General features: G+C 69.3%; 15 protein-coding genes. 14 read left to right on the forward strand and 1 reads right to left on the reverse strand.

Features of this window, described 5'->3' with window-relative positions; translation table 11 throughout:
* The first annotated feature begins 73 nt into the window (after positions 1-73).
* From NFR49_RS00615 to NFR49_RS00655, 9 genes are all read left to right on the forward strand, one after another.
* The gene (locus NFR49_RS00615) at positions 74-1894 is read left to right on the forward strand and encodes an ABC transporter ATP-binding protein (protein WP_251157776.1); all 1821 of its coding nucleotides are present in this window, start codon (positions 74-76) and stop codon (positions 1892-1894) included.
* Entirely contained in the window at positions 1894-2373 is a 480-nt protein-coding gene (gene rnhA, locus NFR49_RS00620; RefSeq protein WP_251158903.1) for a ribonuclease HI, read from the forward strand. Before NFR49_RS00615 ends, rnhA begins: the two co-directional genes overlap by 1 nt.
* Positions 2374-2848: 475 nt before the next feature.
* Positions 2849-3934, forward strand: a complete 1086-nt coding sequence (locus NFR49_RS00625; RefSeq protein WP_251157777.1) for a DUF871 domain-containing protein — start codon at positions 2849-2851, stop codon at positions 3932-3934.
* Between the two features lie 2 nt (positions 3935-3936).
* Complete coding sequence (locus NFR49_RS00630) at positions 3937-5268, forward strand: 6-phospho-beta-glucosidase (RefSeq protein ID WP_251157778.1); 1332 nt, start codon at positions 3937-3939, stop codon at positions 5266-5268.
* A gap of 91 nt (positions 5269-5359) precedes the next feature.
* Positions 5360-5659 (forward strand): PTS sugar transporter subunit IIB, encoded by a 300-nt coding sequence (locus NFR49_RS00635; RefSeq protein ID WP_251157779.1) that lies wholly within the window; start codon positions 5360-5362, stop codon positions 5657-5659.
* A gap of 25 nt (positions 5660-5684) precedes the next feature.
* A complete protein-coding gene (locus NFR49_RS00640; RefSeq protein ID WP_251157780.1) occupies positions 5685-7115 on the forward strand; it encodes a PTS sugar transporter subunit IIC in 1431 nt (476 codons plus the stop codon).
* Positions 7116-7196: 81 nt separating this feature from the next.
* On the forward strand, positions 7197-7397 hold the full coding sequence (locus NFR49_RS00645) for a hypothetical protein (RefSeq protein WP_251157781.1): 201 nt from the start codon (positions 7197-7199) through the stop codon (positions 7395-7397).
* Positions 7394-7831, forward strand: coding sequence for a DUF3284 domain-containing protein (locus tag NFR49_RS00650; RefSeq protein WP_251157782.1), 438 nt, complete (start codon positions 7394-7396; stop codon positions 7829-7831). The genes NFR49_RS00645 and NFR49_RS00650 overlap by 4 nt, the downstream gene beginning before the upstream one ends.
* A 96-nt stretch (positions 7832-7927) precedes the next feature.
* Positions 7928-8254 (forward strand): PTS sugar transporter subunit IIA, encoded by a 327-nt coding sequence (locus NFR49_RS00655; protein ID WP_251157783.1) that lies wholly within the window; start codon positions 7928-7930, stop codon positions 8252-8254.
* Between the two features lie 92 nt (positions 8255-8346).
* Here NFR49_RS00655 and NFR49_RS00660 read toward each other — a convergent pair whose 3' ends face one another.
* Positions 8347-9375: a LacI family DNA-binding transcriptional regulator gene (locus tag NFR49_RS00660; RefSeq protein ID WP_251157784.1), complete on the reverse strand. Its 1029-nt coding sequence runs from the start codon at positions 9373-9375 to the stop codon at positions 8347-8349.
* Between the two features lie 317 nt (positions 9376-9692).
* Here NFR49_RS00660 and rpsA point away from each other — a divergent pair, with 317 nt between their 5' ends.
* The 5 genes from rpsA to NFR49_RS00685 all read left to right on the forward strand — a co-directional run bounded on the left by rpsA (position 9693) and on the right by NFR49_RS00685 (position 15599).
* A complete protein-coding gene (gene rpsA, locus NFR49_RS00665; RefSeq protein ID WP_135977667.1) occupies positions 9693-10877 on the forward strand; it encodes a 30S ribosomal protein S1 in 1185 nt (394 codons plus the stop codon).
* Positions 10878-10996: 119 nt separating this feature from the next.
* Complete coding sequence (locus tag NFR49_RS00670) at positions 10997-11650, forward strand: pyroglutamyl-peptidase I (protein ID WP_251157785.1); 654 nt, start codon at positions 10997-10999, stop codon at positions 11648-11650.
* Positions 11651-11851: 201 nt separating this feature from the next.
* Positions 11852-13468: an ABC transporter substrate-binding protein gene (locus NFR49_RS00675; protein ID WP_251157786.1), complete on the forward strand. Its 1617-nt coding sequence runs from the start codon at positions 11852-11854 to the stop codon at positions 13466-13468.
* An 86-nt stretch (positions 13469-13554) separates the two neighbouring features.
* On the forward strand, positions 13555-14490 hold the full coding sequence (locus NFR49_RS00680; protein ID WP_251157787.1) for an ABC transporter permease: 936 nt from the start codon (positions 13555-13557) through the stop codon (positions 14488-14490).
* Positions 14490-15599, forward strand: a complete 1110-nt coding sequence (locus NFR49_RS00685) for an ABC transporter permease (protein ID WP_251157788.1) — start codon at positions 14490-14492, stop codon at positions 15597-15599. Before NFR49_RS00680 ends, NFR49_RS00685 begins: the two co-directional genes overlap by 1 nt.
* The last annotated feature ends 1 nt before the right edge of the window (position 15600 follow it).

Consider the following 15600-nt stretch of genomic DNA (forward strand, 5'->3'; position numbering starts at 1 on the left):
CCCTGCAGGGCCAGGCCCCGCCCGCCGTCCCGGCAGGTGGGGCCTTCTCGGCCCTCGACCGAAAGGAGCGCCCGTGCGCGCCGCGTCACCCAACCTGAAGGTCTCGTCCGACGTCACCCGGCAGACCCTCCGCCACTACTGGGCCGTCACCGCCAGGCACCTGCCCTGGTTCGTGGGCGCGGTGCTCTCGAGCCTGGGGTTCGTGTTCTTCCTCTCCTACATGAACCCGTACCTCATGGGCCTCGTGATCGACCGCGTGAGCGAGGGGCGAACGGCCGCCGCCGACGTCCTGCCGGTGTTCGGGCCGGTCATGGCCGCCCTGGTGGCCGTGAACGCCGTGGGCCAGGCCTGCTCCAAGCTGCAGGACTACTTCACCGCCAAGGTCGAGATCCTGGCCACCTACGACCTCACCACCCAGGCCTTCGACACGCTCTCCAACCAGTCCATGACGTTCTACGCCAACCGGTTCGGCGGGTCGCTCGTCTCCCAGGTGCAGCGCTTCTGCGGCGCCTACACCACCCTCATGGACTGCTTGCAGTACGCAGTCATCCCCATCTGCTCGGCCGTGGTGTTCACCGTCGGCCTGCTGGCGGCGGAGGTCCCGGTGTACGTGTGCGTGCTCTCCCTGTTCCTCGTGCTCTACGTGTGCGTGGTCTACCGGCTCTACAGCCGCATCCTGCCGGCAAACGCCGAGGCCGCGGCGGCGGGCAACCGGCTCTCGGGCCAGCTGGCCGACGCCGTCACCAACATCATGGCCGTCAAGACGAGCGGCCGCGAGGACTACGAGCGCGGGCGCTTCGACGACGCCAGCCGCGAGGTGCGCGCCGCCGACTCCCGCCGCATGCGCGCCAACATCCGCTGCGGCGCCGCCACGAGCTCCATCATCGTGCTCATCATGGCCGCGTGCACGGTGTTCGTGGCGGGCGGCAACGCGTGGTTCGGCGTCACGCCGGGCGTGCTCGTAATGATGTTCAACTACACCTACAGCCTCACCATGCAGTTCAACCGCCTGTCGTCCACCTTCTCCACGCTCAACCGCGCCTTCGGCGACGCCTACGACCTCACGGTGGCCCTGGGCGAGCCGCTGCTCGTGGCCGACGCCCCCGGCGCGCCGGCCCTCGAGGTGACCGAAGGGGCCATCGACTTCGAGGACGTCACGTTCCACTATCCGGACGCCGACGACGAGGACCGCGTCTTCTCGGACTTCACCCTCCACGTGCCCGCCGGCCAGCGGGTGGGCCTCGTGGGCCGCAGCGGCTCGGGCAAGACGACGCTCACCACGCTGCTCCTGCGTCTGGCCGACCTCCAGGGCGGACGCATCCTCATCGACGGCCAGGACGTCTCGGCGGCCGCCCAGGCGAGCCTGCGCCGCTCCATCTCCTACGTGCCGCAGGAGCCGCTGCTGTTCCACCGCAGCATCCGCGACAACATCGCCTACGGGCGCCCCGACGCCACCGACGAGGAGGTGCGCGCCGCGGCCGAGCGCGCCAACGCCCTCGAGTTCATCGACCGCCTGCCCCAGGGCATGGACACCATGGTGGGGGAGCGCGGCGTCAAACTGTCGGGCGGCCAGCGCCAGCGCGTGGCCATCGCCCGCGCCATCCTCACCGACGCGCCCATCCTCGTGCTCGACGAGGCTACGAGCGCCCTGGACTCCGAGAGCGAGCGGCTCATCCAGGAGGCCTTGGCCACGCTCATGGAGGGGCGCACGAGCATCGTCGTCGCGCATCGCCTGTCCACCGTGGCGAGCCTGGACCGCATCGTGGTGCTGCAGGACGGGAAGATCGTGGAGGACGGCACGCACGGGGAGCTTGTAGGGGCCGGCGGCGCCTACGAGATGCTGTGGGACCGCCAGACCGGCGCGTTCCTCGACGAGGAGGGGGACGGCGAGTGATGGACAGGGTGACGGTCTACACGGACGGGTCGAGCCGTGGCAACCCGGGCCCCGGCGGTTATGGGGCCGTGCTGCTCTTTGTGGACGCCGCGGGCGTGGAGCACCGGCTGGAGCTCTCCCGGGGCTTCCGGCGCACGACGAACAACCGCATGGAGATGATGGCCGCGGCCGCCGCCCTCGAGGCGCTCAAGCGCCCCTGCGAGGTGGAGCTCCACAGCGACTCCCAGTACCTCGTGAACGCCCATGAGAAGGGGTGGATCCGCGGCTGGCAGCGCAACGGCTGGAAGACGGCCTCCAAGAAGCCCGTGAAGAACGTGGACCTGTGGGAGCGGCTCATCGCCGCCGAGAGGCCGCACAGCGTGCGCTACGTCTGGGTGAAGGGCCATGCCGGCCACGAGCTCAACGAGCGGTGCGACCAGCTGGCGGTCTCGGCGGCCACGGGCTCTGGCCTGGCGGACGACGAGGGCTTCGAGGCCTGACGCCCCCGGCGCCCTTTCTCGCACCTCTCTCGACACCCCTCTTCCGCACCCTCTTTTGCACCTGAACGCGAATAGGGGCGACCTTCTCGGCACCTTCTCCGCACCTGAACGCGGGTAGGGGCGGTTTCGGCGTCCCTGAACACGGTTGGGGGCGGATTTAGACGCCGACCCGCCGGGGGAGTCGCCCTCAACCGCGTTCAGGTGCCGAGTGGAGGTGCGGAGAGGGGGGTGCGGAGAGGGGAGGGCCCGCCTGCTGCCGATGCCAGCCACCCCGCCCGCCGCACCGCGCCGATGGCACCCTGCCGGCACCCGCCGGCCCGGGTCCATGCCGCTCGTCCCCGATTACCCACCGCTCGCCGTCTTAATTGAACCGGTTCAAATCTGGGGTGTCCCCCTGTTGTACATTCATGGCGTGCCATTTGAACCGATTCAAAAACGACGGTGCCGGGTCCCGGCCCGTATGGGGGGAGGGCCCATGGCCATCGGAATATCGCTCTATCCCGAGCACGCACCCTTCGAGCGCAACGCCGCCTACGTGGAGCGGGCCGCGGCCCACGGGTGCACCCGCGTCTTCAGCTGCCTGCTCTCCGCCGAGGGCGACCGCGCGTCGCTGGCGGGGGAGTTCTCGGCCCTCTCCCGGGTGTGCCACGACCACGGCATGGAGGTCGTCCTCGACGTCGCCCCGGCCGTCTTTTCCCGCGTGGGCGCCAGGCCCGACGACCTCTCGTTCTTCGCCGAGGCCGGCGCCGACGGCATCCGGCTCGACGAGGGCTTCGGCGGCCCGGACGTCGCGGCCATGACCGCCAACCCCCACGGCCTCGTCGTCGAGCTCAACGCCTCCACCGCCGACGGCTCCCTCGAGGCCGCCCTCGCCTGCGGCGCCGACAAGGGCCGGCTCCAGGCCTGCCACAACTTCTTCCCGCAGCGCTACACCGGCCTCGGCCTCGACTTCCTCGTCCGCGAGAGCGCCCGTGCCAAGGACGCCGGCGTGAGGCTCGCCGCCTTCGTCTCCAGCTCGGCCCCCGGCGCCTTCGGCCCCTGGCCCGGCGCGGACGGCCTTCCCACCCTCGAGATGCACCGCGGCCTCCCCGTCTCGTTCCAGGCGCGCCACCTGTACGCCCTCGGGCTCGTGGACGACATGCTCGTCTCCAACTGCTTCGCCACGGACGACGAGCTCGCCGCCCTCGCGGCCGCCCGGCCCGGCACCGTGGCCATGGCCGTGACCCCGGTCCCCGCCGTGGGCGACGCCGAGCGCGACGTGCTCGCCTTCGCCCACCGCGTCCGCGGCGACCTTTCCCCCTACCTGTTCCGCAGCACCGCCTCGCGCGTCGTCTTCGCCGACCGCGACTTCCCGGCCCACGACACCCGCGACCTCGAGCCCGGCGACGTCGTGGTGGTCAACGAGCGCGGCGGCCGCTACAAGGGCGAGCTCCAGGTCGTGCGCCGCCCCATCCCCAACGACGGCACCCGCAACGTCGTCGCCACCGTCGAGGGCCCGGAGGCCCGCCTCCTGGACTGCCTCGACTCCTGGGTCCCGTTCACGTTCGTCGAGGAGGCGTAGCCATGGCAACCAGCGGCAACGGCGTCAAGGTCGTCACCATCGGGGGAGGCTCCAGCTACACCCCCGAGCTCGTGGAGGGGCTCATCCTCCGGCACGACCGCCTGCCCGTCTCCGAGCTCGTGCTCGTGGACGTCCCCGAGGGCGAGGAGAAGCTCGAGACCGTGGGCGCCCTGGCCCGCCGCATGGTGGAGCACGCCGGCGTGCCCATGAGGGTCACCACCACCCTCGACCGCCGCCGCGCCCTCGAGGGGGCGGACTTCGTCACCACCCAGATCCGCGTGGGGCGCCTCCCGGCCCGCATCCTTGACGAGCGAATCCCGCTCTCCCACGGCATCATGGGCCAGGAGACCAACGGCGCCGGTGGCATGTTCAAGGCCTTCCGCACCATCCCCGTGATCCTGGAGTTCGTCCGCGACATCCAGGAGCTCTGCCCCGACGCCTGGATGGTCAACTTCTCCAACCCGTCCGGCATGATCGAGGAGGCCGTCCTCACCCAGACGGACTTCCGGCGCGCCATCGGCCTCTGCAACGTGCCGGTGAACATGCACGCCGGCATAGCCGCCATCATGGGCGTGGACGAGGACCGCCTCGAGCTCAGGCTCCAGGGCGTCAACCACTTCGTCTTCGCCACCGACGTCCTCGTGGACGGCCGCTCCGTCATGGACGAGGCCGTGGAGCGCTACGCCACCATCGCCGACGACGAGACGCTGGCCATGAACAACTTCGCGGCCAAGCCCTACTCGCCCGAGTTCATCCGTGGCATCCGCGCCATCCCGTGCCCCTACCACGACTACTACTTCCACACCGCCGAGCAGCTCGCCGAGGAGCTGGACGAGTTTCGGACCGGCAACGTCCGCGGCGAGGTGGTGGGCCGCCTCGAGGAGACGCTCTTTGCGACCTACCGCGACGTGCGCCTCGACGTGAAGCCCCCCGAGCTCGCCCAGCGCGGCGGGGCCCGCTACAGCGACGCCGCCTGCGACCTGCTCGCCTCCATCCACAGCGACGCCGGCGACATCCAGTACGTGGACGTCCGCAACCGCGGCTGCATCGCCGACCTGCCCTACGACAGCGCCGTGGAGGTGGCCTGCCGCATCACGGCCGACGGGGCCGAGCCCCTGGCCACCGGGCGCCTCAACCCGCGTATCGCCGGTCCCGTCCACATGATCAAGGGCTTCGAGCGCCTCGTCGTGGAGGCCGCCGTCACCGGCGACCGCGACCTCGCCGTGGCCGCCCTCGCCCAGAACCCGCTCTGCCCCACGGAGTCGACGGCCGTCGCCGTCGTCGACGAGCTCCTCCGCGCCCACGCGGAGTACCTCCCGCAGTTCTCCCGGTAGGGGAGGGCGCGCCCCAGCGTGAACCGGCGGCCTGCCGCGGCCGGCCGATGAGAGACCAGGGCCTCGGCCCACGACCATGAAAGGACCCGCCATGACCAACATCCTCCTCGTGTGCTCCGCCGGCATGTCCACGAGCATGCTCGTGAAGAAGATGGAGCAGGAGGCAGAGAAGCGCGGCGTCGAGGCCCGTATCTGGGCCGTCGCCGACGCCAAGGCCGCCGAGAACGTCGGCGAGGCCGACGTCATGCTCCTCGGCCCGCAGGTGCGCTTCATGCTCGACAAGATGCGCGGCATCGCCGGCGACACCCCCGTCGACGTCATCGACATGCGCGTGTACGGCGCCATGAACGGCGCGGCGGCCCTCGACCAGGCGCTCGCCCTCATCGGATAGCAGTCAGACCTAGGAGGTTAGACCCATGGCATCACCCATGAAGGGCTTCATGGACTGGATGGAGACCAGGTTCATGCCCATCGCCACCCGCATCGGCAACCAGCGCCACCTCGTGGCCATCCGCGACGGCTTCATCTCCATCATGCCCGTGACCATGGTGGGCTCCATCGCCGTCCTGCTCAACGTCTTCTTCCGCGACCTGCCGAACATGTGGTGGGGCGAGGGCAACGCCTTCACCGAGGCCTGCGCCCAGCTCATCGCCGTCAACGGCCTGGTCTGGAACGGTTCCCTCGCCATCCTCGGCCTCTGCTTCACCTTCGCGCTCGGCTACTGCCTGTCCCGGTCCTACGAGGTCAACGCCGTGGCGGGCGGCGTCATCGCCCTGTCCGCCGTCGTGTGCACCATGAACCTGGCGCCCGCGTTCTCCTACGTGCTGCCCGACGTCGCGGCCGACGCCGTGCCCGCCCTGCAGGCGGCCGGCCTCGCCGTGACCGAGGTCGATGGCGCCGTGAGCCTGGCGGTCACCGGGGGCGGCATGATCTCCACCGAGCTCACCAGCGCCACCGGCCTGTTCACGTGCCTGATCTTCGGCATGCTCGCCACCATGGTCTACGTGAAGCTCACGCTGAAGAAGATCACCATCAAGCTCCCCGACGGCGTGCCGCCCGCGGTGTCCAACGCCTTCACCGCCATCATCCCCGGCTGCGTGGCCATCTACGTCTGCGCCATCGTCACCCAGGTCTGCGTGTCGCTCACCGGCGAGTACCCCAACGCCCTCATCAGCGAGCTCATCCAGAAGCCGCTGCTGGGCATGAGCCAGAGCTTCTTCGCCGTCATCCTCACCAACTTCCTCATGCAGCTGTTCTGGTTCTTCGGCATCCACGGCTCCAACGTCATGGCGCCCGTCACCGAGGGCATCTACACCCCGGCCCTGCTCGAGAACCTCCAGGTCTGGAACACCACCCACGACGTCTCCCAGATGCCCTACATCTGGACCCGCGGCTCCTTCGACGCCTACACCATGATGGGCGGCTCCGGCATCACCCTCGGCCTGCTCATCGCCGTGTTCCTGTTCTCCCGCCGCGAGGACTCCCGCACCATCGCCAAGCTCTCGGCCCCCATGGGCGTCTTCAACATCAACGAGCCCGTCGTGTTCGGCATGCCCATCGTGCTCAACCCGCTCTACCTGATCCCCTGGCTGCTCGTCCCCGTGGTGGCCACCGTCGTGGCGCTGCTCTTCACCGCCTCCGGCCTGATCCCGCCGGTCTTCATCCAGGTGCCCTGGATCATGCCCGTGGGCCTCTACGCCTTCTTCGCCACGGGCGGCAACGTCCTGGCCGGCCTGGTGGCCCTGCTCAACCTCGCGATCTCCTTCGCGATCTGGACGCCCTTCGTCATCCTCGCCAACCGCGAGCAAGCCACCGAGGCAGCGGCCGACGGCAAGTTCGACCAGTAACCCCACCGGCAGCACCGCCGTCCGACAAGCCCCCGAGGGGCGGGCGCCCTGCGCGCCCGCCCCGTCCCGAGAGGAGACCCTATGGGTCAGCGTTCGTGGTCCGCGTTCGTCGTGGTCGTAGGCATGCTCTTCGTGCTGGCCTCCGCCGCCGTGGCGCCCCAAGGCACCGTCGACGCCCCGCTTCTGGCGGGCGGCCTGGCCGTCGCCGCCGCGGGCGCCGGCTCCATGGCCCGCGGCGCCCGCCGCGCCCGCACCCGCGCCCGCTCCGGGAGGGCGTCGTGAGGGTGGAGCGGCGGCTCGACGCGGCCCCCGAGCGCGTCTTCGACCTCATCGAGCGCTCCGTGGCGGCCGACATGGAGCAATCCGGCCGCAAGGTGGGCCCCAAGGGGATCCGCAGGGGCACGAGCTACACCAAGGCCATGCGCACCAAGCTGGGCGCCGCGCGCACCGTCACCGTGCGCGTGGAGGCCTTCGAGGCGCCGCGCCTGTACGAGGCCTCCTTCACGAGCTCCGACGGCGTCAACACCGTGCGCTACGAGGTGGGGCCGGCCGACGGCGGGTCGACCCTCTCCTACGAGGAGTCCTTTGTGGCGCCCACGACCTTGGGCTCGCTCAACGGCCGCATCATGCAGCGGCTCTACGCCCGCCGCGCCAAGAGGCGCATGGAGGCCATGCTCGACGTCGTGGAGGCCCGGCTGGCCGATGCCGGGGAGTGACGCCCGCCCGCGGCCCACGAACGGGCCCGGCGCGAACGGCCCTGGGCGCGTGCGGGCCGGCGAAGACACCGTCCCAGAGAGAAGGGGAGAGAACCCATGGAAGAGAACGAGAGCCTGCACCTGTCCTGCTTCGAGATCATCTCGCAGGTGGGCATGGCCCGGAGCTGCTACGTGGAGGCCGTGGACCTCGCCTGCGACGGCTCCTTCGACGAGGCCCGCGCCAAGGCCGGGGAGGGCGACGCCTTCTTCACCGCGGCCCACGGCGTGCACACGGCCCTGGTGACCCAGGCGGCCCAGGGCGGGGCCGTGCCGGTGGACATCCTGCTCGTCCACGCGGAGGACCAGCTCATGAGCGGCGAGGACTTCAAGATCCTCTCCGAGCGCCTCATCCGCCTGGCCGAGCGCGCCGGCATCAGGGCCTAGGGCCCCACCCGGGCGCGACTGCGTGACAGCGGGGCCTGACCCATCTGTCACTTAGCCTATTGAAAAAATGAAGACAGCCGCGGCCACCCGCCCTAGGCCTCCTCGACCCCGCCGAGCAGCGCGGGGTCGATGCCTGTGAAGGAGGGCTGCCACGAGATCATGTCGGGGAACGTCTCCACCCTGCCGCAGGCGGTCTCGCCGGCCTCGATAAGCTCGAGCAGGTGCGAGGCCGCGTAGGTCCCGATGGCGCCCGTGGGCGGGCAGATGGTGGTGATGCGGGGGTAGAACAGCGACGCCAGGTCGAAGTAGTCGTAGCTCGCGTAGTTGAGGTCCTCGCCGATCACGAGCCCGCGCTCGGCCACGGCCTGGAGCGCCCCCTGGCCCATGCCGTAGTTGCAGCAGAACACGGTGTCGAGGCCGTGCCCCTCCACGAGGTCCACCAGGCCCGCGTACCCGCTCTCGCGCGAGTAGTCGCCCAGGTACACGGTGAGGTTCTCCTCCGGCAGCCCGGCCTCGGCCACGGCCTCGCGGACGCCCTCGAGGCGCTCGGACGACACGTGCTCGTGCTGCGGGCCGGCGATGACGCCCAGGCGCTCGTGACCGGCCCGCAGCATCTCGCGGGCCACCCTGCGCGCGCTGGTGCGGCTGTCGGCCACCACGGAGTCGACGCAGGGGGAGTCGTAGGGCGACGAGACCGAGATGACCGGGATGCCGGAGCGCTCCACGAGCTTGCCCGGCGACCAGGCGGCGTCGCCCTCGAACAGCACGATGCCGTCCACCTGCCGGTCGAGGAGCAGCCCGAGCTTCTGCTCGAAGACGGCCGGGTCGTTGCGGAAGCCCGCCAGGAGGATGATGTAGTTGCCCAGCTCCATCTCCCGCTCGATGGCGGCGATGGCGCTCGTGGCGAAGTGGTTCAGCATGTTGTTGACGAGGAGGCCCACGGACCGGCTCTTGCGGCTCCGGAGGCTGCCCGCCAGCAGGTTGCGGTGGTAGCCGAGCTCGGCCACGGCCGCGTCGATGCGCTCCTTGGTGGCGTCCTTGACCCTCGCGCCGTTGAGGTAGCGCGACACCGTGCCCGTCGAGACGCCCGCGAGGGCCGCGACCTGCTGGATGGTGGCCATGGGCCCTCCCTCCGAAATCGGTTCGAGTGCCCTGCAATCATAGAACGGGGGGAGGGGCCGCGGCGCCGGGGCGTGGCCGCGGGGCCCGCGGCGGGCCTGCGCACCGTGAATTCACCACAGGATTGTTGGTATGGGCCTTGAAAAGGTGAGCCGTGTCACGGTAACCTATCCAACGTGTGGGTCGGACGCCCGCACACAGTATCTGTCGGCCCCCGAGCATGCGATTTCAGACGTCGAGCAAGGGTTTATCCAACCGGTCGCTCTGCAGGCGAAGCCCATGACCATCGGGGCCCCGTGTTTTTGAAAGGGGTCCACCTTTGAGTGAGATTCAGAACTCGTCCGTCTTCTCGTTCGACGACGTCAGCGATGAGGAGATGAACAACCTCATCGACGGCACCATCACCGACTTCGACGAGGGCGACCTTGTGACGGGCACCGTCGTCAAGATCGAGCGCGACGAGGTCCTGCTCGACATCGGCTTCAAGTCCGAGGGCGTCATCCCCGTCCGCGAGCTCTCCATCCGCAAGGACGCCAACCCCGAGGACATCGTCGCCATGGGCGAGACCATCGAGGCCCTGGTCCTTCAGAAGGAGGACAAGGACGGCCGTCTCATCCTCTCCAAGAAGCGCGCCGAGTACGAGCGTGCCTGGAACCGCGTGGAGGAGGACTTCAACAACGGCCAGAACGTCGAGGGCGAGGTCATCGAGGTCGTCAAGGGCGGCCTGATCCTGGACATCGGCCTCCGCGGCTTCCTGCCCGCCTCCCTCGTCGACCTCCGTCGCGTCAAGGACCTCAACGCCTACCTCGGCACCCGCATCGAGGCCCGCGTCATCGAGATGGACCGCAACCGCAACAACGTGGTCCTGTCCCGCCGCGTCGTGCTCGAGGAGGCCCGCAAGGCCGAGCGCTCCGAGATCCTCTCCAAGCTCCAGGCCGGCATGCGCCTCAAGGGCGTCGTGTCCTCCATCGTCGACTTCGGCGCCTTCGTCGACCTCGGCGGCATCGACGGCCTCATCCACATCTCCGAGCTCTCCTGGAACCACGTCAACCACCCCTCCGAGGTCGTCAAGGTCGGCCAGGAGGTCGAGGTGCAGGTTCTCGACGTCGACCTCAACCGCGAGCGCATCTCCCTCGGCCTCAAGCAGACCACCGAGGACCCCTGGCGCACCCTCGTCAAGAAGTACCCCGTGGGCGCCATCGTCGAGGGCCGCGTGACCAAGCTCGTGCCCTTCGGCGCCTTCGTCGACCTCGGCGACGGCATCGAGGGCCTGGTGCACATCTCCGAGATGGCGCGCCAGCACGTCGACACCCCCTCGCAGGTCACCAACGTCAACGAGACCGTGCAGGTCAAGGTCATGGAGATCGACCTCGACCGTCGCCGCATCTCCCTGTCCATGAAGGCCGCCGCCGAGACCCTCGGCTTCGAGGTCGAGGTCGCCCCGCTCGACAAGCCCGAGGACGAGGAGGTCGAGGCCGAGGTCGTGGAGGTCGACGAGGACTAACCCGTCGCCCCTCGAGCCCAGCACCGAGCCTTTGCAGCGCGCCCCCGCCGTCCGGCCGGGGGCGCGCTTCCTTTGTGTCGCGGTATGCTGGACCATGGAGGCGACGGAAGGGGAGGGCCATGAGGGTGCTGGTGACTGCGTTCGAGCCGTTCGGGGGTCAGGAGGAGAACGCGTCGCGGCTGGCGGTGGAGGCGCTCCCCGCCACCGTGGCCGGCGCCGCCGTGGAGCGGGCCGTGCTGCCGTGCGTCTTCGGCGCCGCGGCCGAGGCCGCCCTTGCGGCCGTGGACTCCGTGCGCCCCGACGTCGTGCTGGCCTGTGGCGAGCACCGCGGAGCCGCCGGGCTCGCCGTGGAGCGCGTGGCCCTCAACCTGGCCTCGACGCCCTCCGACCACCCTGACAACGGCGGGACCGCGCCGGAGGAGCGCCCGCTCGTGCCCGGCGCCCCCGGGTCGCTCTGCGCCACGGTCCCCGTGGCCGACTGCGTGCGGGCGGCCCAGGCCGCCGGTGTCCCGGCGCACCTCTCCTGCTCGGCGGGGCTCTACGTCTGCAACTCGGTCATGTACGCGCTCCTCCTCCGGCAGCGCGGGCCTCTCGCCCCCGGTGCGGCGGCGCCCGCCATGGCCGGCTTCGTCCATGTGCCCGGAACCCCCGCCCAGGCGACGCGCGGCATTCTCGCCGAGCCCCTGCCGTCCATGGACACGGCGCTCTCGGCAAGGGGCCTCGAGGCCGTCGTGACGGCCTGTGTCGGCGCCCTCCGGCAGGTCCGTGCCTGACGCACCGTCCATATCAGTGACCTGACCTCGGGTTATCGGTGGTGATCGCGCCGTAAGGGCTGTAAATGCTCTGTAACGCGGTGGAGTGCCGGCATATTAATTCAGGCTGAATGCAGCATAGTTCTCCCATACGCGCAGGCGCGCCCAGGGCACCGTCGTGCCGGGGCGACGCCTGCCCTCACACGAACAGAGGGGGACCCCATGGTGTTCAACCGAATCTCGCGCCGTACCTTCGTCAAGGGCTCCGGTCTCGCCGCCCTTGCCGGTGCCGCCACGACCCTCGCCGGCTGCGGCGGGGCGCCCACCGCCGAGGCCAATACCGAGAAGGTCCTGCGCTGGGCCCAGAGCAACGCCAAGCAGGGCATGGACATGCAGAAGAGCACCAACTCCGGCATGTCGTCGGTCTCCGACCCCGTGGTCGAGAGCCTCCTGCGCTTCACGGAGGACAACGAGCTCGTGCCCTGCCTGCTCACCGAGATCCCCACCGTGGAGGACGACGGCGTCACGTACCACTGCACCCTCAAGGAGGGCATCAAGTGCCATGACGGCTCGACCCTCACGGCCAACGACGTCAAGTTCTCCTTCACACGCATGTTCCTGCCCGAGACCGCGGGCCTCTCCACCTACATGTACGACATGATCGTGGGCGCCCAGGACGTCATGGAGGGCAAGACCACCGACCTCGCCGGCCTCACCGTGGAGGACGACACCCACTTCACCTTCACCCTGCAGTACCCCATGGCCTCCTTCGTCAAGAACCTCGGCATCAACTACGCCAACGTGTTCCCCGAGGGCCCCTGCACCGAGGCCGGCGACAAGTGGGGCTACGAGCTCAACTACGTGGGCTCCGGCCCCTTCAAGCTCGTGGAGAACGACGACTCCACCTTCATGCGCTACGAGCGCTTCGAGGACTACCACGGCGACCCCGTGGCCCTCGACGGCCTCACGGTCACCTTCATCGACGACGCCAACACCAAGCTCATGAGCTTCAAGAACGGCGACATCGACATGTGCGACCTGTCCAACGACCTGCTCAAGCAGTACAAGGACGACCCCGAGGTGGGCGAGCTCATCTCCTACAACACGCCGCTGGGCACCTGGTTCGTGAACCTCAACCTCAACACGCCCGCTCTCCAGGACGTCCGCGTGCGCCAGGCCCTCTCGCTCGCCATCGACCGCCAGGCCATCGTCGACACCGTGTTCTCCGGCGCGGGCGTGCCCGCCTCCGGCTTCCTCAACCAGGGCGTCCCGGGCTTCGACCCCGAGGCCGAGGTCTTCGAGTACGACCCCGAGAAGGCCAAGCAGCTCCTGGCCGAGGCCGGGGCCGAGAACCTCTCCCTCAAGTGCACCGTGCGCACCAACCAGTACGAGACCGTCATGGTGGCCGTGCAGGACTACCTCAAGGCCGTGGGCGTTAACATGGAGGTCCAGACCGTGGACAGCGGCGTCTGGGCCACCGACTGGGCCGCCGGCGAGTACGAGGTCACCGCCCTCGCGTGGTACCCGCTCTACGCCGACGCCGACAACCAGATGTACACCTACTTCTACTCCGAGAACGCCAAGGGCAAGGGCAGCTTCTACAACAACCCCGAGTTCGACAAGCTCATGGACGAGGCCCGTCGCTCCGCCGACGAGGACCGTCGCGCCGAGCTCTACCGCCAGGCCGACGACATCATGAGCCGCCAGGACTACGCCTGCCTGCCGCTGTTCTACCCGCAGATCATGTTCTGCGCCCAGCCCTGGGTCAAGAACGCCAAGATCGGCAACCTCATCTACCACTTCCGCGACATCGACATCGACACCGAGGCGATGGGTTAGACTTTTACAGCACGCACGACCGTGCCGGGTCGGTCGCCGCGAGGGTTCGGCGGCCGGCCCGCCCTTATACGTGGGAGAGGAGCGAGATGAGGGACTTCCTCGTGAAGCGGCTGTTGCAGGCGGTGGGCATCATCCTCTGCATCTCGGCCATAACGTTCTTCATGCTCAACATCGTGCCCGGAGACCCGGTGCGCATCATGATGGGCGACATGGCCGACGAGGCCACCATCGAGACCGTGCGTCACAACATGGGCCTCGACAAGCCCGTGGCCGAGCAGTACGTCGACTGGCTCGCCGGCATGGTCACCGGCGACTTCGGCCAGTCCTACACCCAGCGCAAGGACGTCGCCCAGCTCATGGGCCAGGCCTTCTCGGTGACCGCCGCCCTCGCCGCCTCCGCCTACGTGTTCGCCCTCGTGCTGGGGGTCGTGGTGGGCGTCGTGGCCGCGGCCAAACGCGGGACGTGGGTGGACCAGACCCTCATGAGCCTAGCCATATTCGGCATCTCGGCGCCGGTCTTCTGGGTGGCCATCATCCTGCAGATCGTCTTCGCCCTCACGCTGCACTGGCTGCCGCTCTCGGGCATCAAGACGCCGGCGTACTTCGTCCTGCCCACCATCGCCCTGGGCGTGCGCTACGCCGCCTCCATCGCGCGCGTCACCCGCACGTCCATGCTCGAGGTGCTCTCCCAGGACTACATGCGCACGGCCGAGGCCAAGGGCCTCCGCTACTGGGTCATCGTCGTGCGCCACGCCCTGCGCAACGCCCTCATCCCCATCATCACCATCGCGGGCACCCAGCTCGGCGACATCTTCACCGGCTCCATCCTCATCGAGAGCATCTTCTCGATGCCGGGCATGGGCAAGATGATGCTCGACGCCATCAACGCCCGCGACCTCCCGCTCATCCAGGGAGGCGTCATGTACATCGCCCTGATCTGCGTGGTCGTCTACTTCGTCGTCGACGTGCTCTACGCCGTGGTCGACCCGCGGATCCGTCTGGGAGAGGAAGGGGCCAACTGATGAGCGTCAAGGACCCCAGGAAGCTTCAGGAGGCCGTGGACCGCGCCACCCTCGAGAACGAGGGCGTGGACGTCCCCGGCGACTCCTTCTCGGCCTACGACTCCGAGACCGACCCCGTGAACGTGGAGACCTACCCCGAGATGCTCCCCGGCGCCGACCCCGGTGCGGGGGAGGGCCCCCGGAGCCGCCGGGAGAGGGCCGAGGAGCTCGCGAGCGAGATCAGCCGCCAGAACCTCGCCGCCCAGGCGGCCGGCAAGAGGAAGGCGGCCCAGAGCTACTGGGCCGTCTCGTGGCAGATCTTCCGCAGGAACCGCCTGGGCATGGTGTGCCTCGCCGTGGTGCTGTTCCTCGTGGCCGTCGCCGTGCTCGCGCCGGTGCTCGCCCCCTACGACCCCGACGCCCAGAACCTGCGCGCCATGCTGCAGCCCCCCTCGGCCGAGCACTGGTTCGGCACCGACAACTACGGCCGCGACATCTTCTCCCGCGTGCTCTACGGCTGCCGGGTGTCGCTCTCGGTGGGCGTGGTGTCCCAGGCCATCGCCCTGGTCATCGGCTTCTTCGCCGGCGTGGCCGCGGGGTACTTCGGCGGCAAGGTCGACGCCGTGATCTCCTTCGTCATCCAGGTGTTCAGCAGCTTCCCGTTCCTACTGTTCGCCATCGTGGTCATGTTCGTCATGGGGCCGGGCCTCGCCAACCTTTACGTGGCCCTGGGACTCCTCGGCTGGACCTCCATGGCGCGCCTCGTGCGCGGCGACGTCAAGCGCCTCAAGGGCGCCGAGTACATCCAGGCCTGCACGCTCTCGGGCGGCAAGCCCATGCGCATCATCCTGCGGCACCTGCTGCCCAACTGCGTGTCCACCATCATCGTCATGGCCACGCTCGGCATCCCGAGCGCCATCATGAGCGAGGCGTCCCTCTCGTTCCTCGGCCTGGGCGTCCAACCGCCCATGTCCAGCTGGGGCCAGATGATCAGCGCCTCGCAGCCCTACATCCAGTCTTCCACGTACTTCTCGGTCATCCCGGGCATCGCCATCATCGTCACGGTCATGGCGTTCAACCTTCTGGGCGACGCCATGCGCGACGCCCTCGACCCCAAGATGCGCTCCTAAG

Source organism: Caniella muris (assembly GCF_943193035.1).
Taxonomy (GTDB): Bacteria; Actinomycetota; Coriobacteriia; order Coriobacteriales; family Atopobiaceae; genus Granulimonas; species Granulimonas faecalis.